Origin of the sequence: Rhodovibrio sodomensis (assembly GCF_016583645.1) — a bacterium.
GTDB lineage: Bacteria > Pseudomonadota > Alphaproteobacteria > Kiloniellales > Rhodovibrionaceae > Rhodovibrio > Rhodovibrio sodomensis.
On record NZ_NRRL01000201.1, the window covers coordinates 1 to 4,460 of the forward strand.

Here is a 4,460-nt window from a genome sequence, read left to right on the forward strand (position 1 = left end):
TGGCCAAGGATGTCGAGGCAACCATCACCAGTGCGGTCGCGTGGGTGCTGATCGCCCACATCCGCCTGCTCACAAGGCGGCTCGCAAGACCTTGATACGAAACAACTCATTCCCGGCCAGACTCTAAACGGCCACTGGCGGTACAATAACCCAGTCTGACACTTTGCTTTAAGTAGATGTAGACTGCTTTGGGTCGTGGCCGGCTACAGAGCTGACCCAATACATCGGCTGCTGTCAGAGGTCGTCCGGCCGAAGAAACCGCTGCCTGGGTTCCGGATTGGAGAAAGCATGGCGGCCCCGCGTGAGGGGAGGAAAACGGGGCCGCCGGACGCGGACACAAACTCGGCGGGAGACCGAGCAGTATTAGGATGCCAGCCCCGCGTAAACGAGCCGTTAGCGACCTTCGCTGAAATTGCACACCCGGATATGATTACTATGCTGGGTTTATGCATTGGTCGGCCCCACGCACGTGCGAGGACCTCCTGGTCGAGGCTGAACGCTTGCTCGACGAAGAGCACGCGGCCCCGGCGCGTCTCATCTTCAACCGCGTCGCTGAGACCTGCATTTATGGTCGCCAGCCGTGCCCCGAGAACGGATCATGCCGTGCGGCGGCACAACGGCTCGCGCGCAGGCTGCACGATGCCAGCGAATGAACGGCTGGCGCGGGTAGCATAACACCGTCGATCGCAGGCAGCACATCCGTGCTCGTGGATCTGCCGTAAGGCCATGTCCCACAAGGTCTGTTCGATGCGGCCGTGATCCTGGAGGGCAGCCCACATCTCTCTCGGTGGCTCAAGACCGCGAAGGTACATCGCCGATCATCCGTTTCGTTTTTTGAACATACGTTCAAAGTCCAGGCTAAGATGATGGCGCATCCAACACCGATATCAACCTTTTGTTATCCACAACCGGGCGCCACGCGGTGCTGCCTGCCGGATATAAAGACCCCGCCGACGTCGCCGCCGGCGGGGCTCGCGCTAAGCCACTGAAGCGTCGCCCTCCAAGGCTGCCTCTCCTGGAGAGCCAGGAAAGAGAAGCAACACGCCCGCGATGTAGAGAGGCGGATGCACCGCGCAAGAGGGCCCGGGAGCGGCAGGCTTCCGGTCGGCGTGGTGGACGCCATCGCGTCGATGACGCCGGAGGCGCCTGCACAAGCCCAATAGAAGCGGTCCCGGCGCCGGGGGAGAACGCCGGGACCTTCGAGCCGCACGCGCGGACAGACAAGAGGGGGGAAGGTCTGTCGGGACGAGGGGGGTTAGCGCGCGGCTCAACCTTGATCGTATCCAGTGATGAGGCCGTGTGTTCAGCGTAGCGGTGTTCCGGCCCGCGGCCGCATGTCGTCGGCGTACAGGTCGATCTCCAGGCGATGCACCCCGCGCAGGCTGGTCTGGTCGTCGACGTCCGTAACGGCCGCGCCGTCTTTACGATCATAGGTTGGGGCGGACGCGCTTTCCGATGCAGCCGGCGCGGCCTTCGGCAGGCTCAGATCCAGGCCGCCGGCGCTCGTTGACGCCGTCGGCGACATGCTCGCGCTGGGCGCCGCAGCGAGTTGCAGGCCCTCTGGACCGGCCCCGTAGGCGTCCTCGGCGCCGACCAGAAGGCCGCCAAAGACGATGCCCGCGGCCAGAATAATGGCCTCGGCGGCGCGATCCTTGCGGTACGCGCGCCGTTCGGTGTTGATTGGGCGATGGGTCCGGGTCGTGTCGATGCGGGTCATGATGACCTCCCGCTGTTGCGTCGTTCGCCTGGGATCGAACGTGACGCATCGCGACACGGACCGATGTGCCTCGCATCACACTTCACGCGGGTGTTACAGATCGCGCGGTCCCGTGAGCCCAGCGATCGCGCAGGCGTCCGGGCAACGGGGGGCATCCGGGGCTGTTTATCGGCCCAACCTTTGCTGGTCCGATACCCTCGGTCCCAGGCACGATAGGAGGCGTCGCATGTTCGAACAGTGGCTGAAGTTCTGGCGACAATGGATGTTCTGGTGGCTGCCGGGCGGGGACGAACCGGAAAAGGACAGGCCGGCTCAGGATCGGAACCAGCGAACGTCAAGTACGGCATCCGAAACAGAGGCGGCCGACGTGGACGCGGTCGCGACCTGGCGACCGACCCGTGGTGAGCCCCCGGTAACGAAGCCGCAGGCGGACGATCTCACGGTGATCCGTGGGATCGGTCCGGCGATCGCCCGTAAGCTGGATGCTCTTGGTATCCGGAGCTTCTCGGACCTGGCGGAGGCGGACCCCGAGGATCTTGCGGCGAAGCTCGCCAGCCGGCCCGTGACGGCGTCTCGCGTGCAGGAATGGGTCACCGAGGCGAAGAAGCGGGTTTCGTGAGGCCCGACATCCGGGCGTCAAGAAACGAAACCATCGACAATACGGTCGCGGTTCTTTAGGTCGCCTATGACAACAATAAAGCGCACCACCTTTTCAGGACTAACAAAACCATGGCCGATCAACCGGACGTCGATACCTTCCCGGATGCGACCCTCATCGAGCTGACCGCCGGGGTTGTCCAGTCCTACCTCAACAACAACCAGATGCAGCCGGATCAGGTGCCGAACCTGATGCAGGAGGTCCACGACAAGTTTACGCAGCTTCAGGGCGGGACTGCCAGTGCAGAAGCATCGAGCACCGCGGAGGCCACCGGCCCGCAGCACGCGCCGCCGGTGAAGCCGAAGAACAGCGTCCGCAAGAACGACGTCGTCTGCCTGGAGTGCGGCAAGACCTACAAGACCCTGAAGCGCCACCTGCGCACCGAGCACGGCCTGGAAGAGAACGACTATAAGGCCCGTTGGGACTTGCCGGCCTCGATGAAGCTCGTGGCGAAGAGTTACAGCGAACAGCGCTCGCAGATGGCCAAGGACCTGGGCCTGGGCGAGAAGTCCGCCGGTCGAGGCCGCGGCCGAAAGAAAGCCTAGACCGCCCGAAAGAGAGCCCCGGCGCGAGGGGGCGACGCGCCGGGGCCAGGGTCACGGGACTGCCGGCGGGGCAATGACCGGCAGGGCACCGTGACGGACAGGGAGGCAAGGGGAGGCGAGGTTTCAGCGCCGACCGATGACCCGGAAGTACGCTTCCTCGAGGTAGCTGGGCGTCCAATCCTTCATGACGGCACCTCCGTTTCTGGCCTCCTGACAGCGATCCCGTCGCCGCCGTCTGTTTATGGAGATGCCATCGAGCTCGGCTTATCGCGTGTGGCGGCCGTCACACGTAACGCGGTCGTGAAGACCTCCCGCCGGCAACCGCCGAGCCCGGCGCTTCAGCCGGACCGGTCGTTCACGACGTCGTCGAGCTCCTCCTCGCTCACGCGCATGTACTGCATCGCGTAACTCGCGTTCCGGTGGCCGAGCTGACGCTGCACGGCGGCCACGTTGCCCGTTTTCTGGACGACGTGCCGGCCCATCGCGTGCCGGGCCGCGTGCGGCGACTTGCCCGCGACATCGGCCTTCACGGCGACCTCGTTCCAGGCCCGGTTCACGGCCACGGGGCTCAGGCGCCCCGAGCTGCGCGCGTTGTCGGCCGCCGGCAGCAGGAGCGCCGGCGATTGCAAAACTTCCGCATCCGCCGCGCGTTCGTGGTCGACGTAGTCCTGCGCCGCGCGCAGGCCCTCCCGGGAGATCTTGTAAGTGTGCTGGGCGCCGCCCTTCTCGCGCACGGTGATCCGGGCGCGAGTAGAGTCCACGTCCTCGACGTCGGCGTTGACGGCCGCCGCCCGGCGCATGCCGGTCTCGACCAGCAGGTAGACGATCGCGCGCGTACGCCAGGGCCGGTATCCCTTGCGCTGCGGCCGCTCGGCGGCGTCCCGGTAACGGTGCCGGTCGCGTGACCGCCCGCCCTGGCTGGGCAGCAGATCGGCGGCGTCGAGCAGGCGCCGGCGCTCGGAGGGCGTCAGGGCCCGGTCGACGGCGAGCGGCGGGGCGCCCATGGACACCTTGACCTTGTGCATCGGGTCGCCGAGCGGGAAGGGCGCGTGGCGGTTGATCCACTTCGACCAGGTCTTCAGGTGGGCGAGCACGCGGGCGATCGTGCGGTCGGCGTAGCGCCGGCGCCCGGTCCGATCGACCTCGTTGCGCAGCGCCTCGACGAAAGCCACTGACAGCCGCGGCGTCCACCGGCCGCGCGCGTCGCTCTTCTCCTCCAGACGCATGAAGGCGAGGAAGCGCTCCAGATCGCGCCGCTGGACCTTGCGCGAGCTCGCCGCGGTGGTCGCCTCGAGGGCAAGGTAGGCCTCGAGCCAGCGGGCCAGGCTGTCGGCCGGAACCTCCTCGGTGAGGACCAGGGCTGTTCAGTTTTTTTCATGAGCCGGCATAGTCGAAGAGTTTGTCGGGGTTGAGCGCGGTTGCGTAGCGCGCTTGAGCCACGTTGCGCACGCCGTTCGCCCGGAGGATGTTGAGCGCGAAGCTGCGGATACGAGTGAAGGGCCCGGGTTGGACACGGATCCGGCTGTGATCTTCGCCCAGG

Annotated in this window: 4 protein-coding genes and 1 pseudogene; 3 read left to right on the forward strand and 2 right to left on the reverse strand. The window is 66.1% G+C overall.

What is annotated here, in order from left to right:
* Positions 1–95 (forward strand): annotated as a pseudogene (locus tag CKO28_RS26780) (IS5/IS1182 family transposase); the annotation flags it as partial.
* A 1,208-nt stretch (positions 96–1,303) separates the two neighbouring features.
* Here CKO28_RS26780 and CKO28_RS26785 read toward each other — a convergent pair.
* On the reverse strand, positions 1,304–1,717 hold the full coding sequence (locus CKO28_RS26785) for a hypothetical protein (protein ID WP_200344409.1): 414 nt from the start codon (positions 1,715–1,717) through the stop codon (positions 1,304–1,306).
* Between the two features lie 226 nt (positions 1,718–1,943).
* On the opposite strand from CKO28_RS26785, the gene CKO28_RS26790 reads away from it, so the two are divergent.
* On the forward strand, positions 1,944–2,336 hold the full coding sequence (locus CKO28_RS26790) for a DUF4332 domain-containing protein (RefSeq protein ID WP_200344411.1): 393 nt from the start codon (positions 1,944–1,946) through the stop codon (positions 2,334–2,336).
* 110 nt (positions 2,337–2,446) lie between these two features.
* Positions 2,447–2,920, forward strand: a complete 474-nt coding sequence (locus CKO28_RS26795) for a Ros/MucR family transcriptional regulator (protein WP_200344413.1) — start codon at positions 2,447–2,449, stop codon at positions 2,918–2,920.
* Between the two features lie 338 nt (positions 2,921–3,258).
* Here the strand turns inward: CKO28_RS26795 and CKO28_RS26800 are convergent, their stop codons facing one another.
* On the reverse strand, positions 3,259–4,146 hold the full coding sequence (locus CKO28_RS26800) for a tyrosine-type recombinase/integrase (protein WP_200344415.1): 888 nt from the start codon (positions 4,144–4,146) through the stop codon (positions 3,259–3,261).
* Positions 4,147–4,460 lie beyond the last annotated feature (314 nt).

Excerpts from the sequence above, each read along its gene's own strand:
- CKO28_RS26785 (WP_200344409.1), bottom strand. The coding sequence starts at position 1,717 with ATGACCCGCATCGACACGACCCGGACCCATCGCCCAATCAACACCGAA.
- CKO28_RS26790 (WP_200344411.1), top strand. The coding sequence starts at position 1,944 with ATGTTCGAACAGTGGCTGAAGTTCTGGCGACAATGGATGTTCTGGTGG.
- CKO28_RS26795 (WP_200344413.1), top strand. The coding sequence starts at position 2,447 with ATGGCCGATCAACCGGACGTCGATACCTTCCCGGATGCGACCCTCATC.
- CKO28_RS26800 (WP_200344415.1), bottom strand. The coding sequence starts at position 4,146 with ATGCGTCTGGAGGAGAAGAGCGACGCGCGCGGCCGGTGGACGCCGCGG.